The sequence below is a fragment of the Dietzia sp. DQ11-38-2 genome (genome assembly GCF_014145055.1).
In the GTDB taxonomy this organism is placed as follows: Bacteria; Actinomycetota; Actinomycetes; order Mycobacteriales; family Mycobacteriaceae; genus Dietzia.
The window spans coordinates 1-832 of sequence record NZ_JAALDW010000362.1; the positions used below are offsets into that span (position 1 = coordinate 1).

Below are 832 nucleotides of genomic sequence, written 5' to 3' on the forward strand. Positions count from 1 at the left end.
GGGGACCCGGCCGAGGTCGTCGACGCGCTCCTGGGGGTCCACGTGGACTTCGTCGCGACCGAACCGGATCTCATCAGCGTGCAGTTCCGCGATCTCGGCGCACTGCCCGCCGGGCCGCGGCACGAGGTGCGTAGCCTGCAGCGCGAGTACGCCGAGATGTGGGTCGACGCTCTCATGAGGCTGCGCCCGGAGCTGCCCGCCGTGGACGCGCGGGCTCACGTGCACGCCGTGTTCGGACTGCTCAACTCCAGTCCGCGGCTGCCGTCCATGGCCGAGGCCGAACTCCGGCGCGTCCTCACCGCGATGGCGTCGGCGGCTCTGCGGTCCTGAGCGAGCCGAGCAGTCGCGTGAGCTCCTCACGGTAGCGCTCCACGTTGTCCAGCTTGACGTGTTCGTATCCGCGCACCATGTCGGGCAGGCCCGCCAGCTCGACGGCGGTGTCGTACCAAATGGCCTCCCGGCCGCCGGGGCCCGTGCGCTGCAGGTCGGTGGTCAGTCGCCTGACCACGTCGCGGTACTCGGCCAGGAGCGCGCGCTCCACCCTGCGGACGTGGGCGTAGCCGAACACGTCGAGCGGGGTGCCGCGCAGGCGCTTCATCCGAGCCAGTGCCCTCATGGCGGGCATGGCCTTCGGGCCGATCGCGATCTTCCGCTTCATCCCCATCGCGCGGAGCGCCGGCGGGTGCAGCTTGAGCCTGGGCGTGGCCCCCTCGCCCCACTCCTCGGTGAGACGGGCCGCGAACTCCGGGTCGACGGCCAGCCGGGCCACCTCGTACTCGTCCTTGTACGCCATGAGCTTGTACAGGTTCCTGGCCACCGTGAGGGCGAGCCG

At 71.4% G+C, this 832-nt stretch carries 1 protein-coding gene and 1 pseudogene; one reads left to right on the forward strand and one right to left on the reverse strand.

What is annotated here, in order from left to right:
- A pseudogene (locus G6026_RS12235) lies at positions 1 to 330 on the forward strand (TetR/AcrR family transcriptional regulator); the annotation flags it as partial.
- Here the strand turns inward: G6026_RS12235 and G6026_RS17415 are convergent.
- Positions 296 to 832 (reverse strand): DUF6537 domain-containing protein (locus G6026_RS17415; protein ID WP_347238099.1); only part of this gene is annotated, 537 nt, incomplete at its 5' end. The pseudogene G6026_RS12235 and the gene G6026_RS17415 overlap by 35 nt on opposite strands.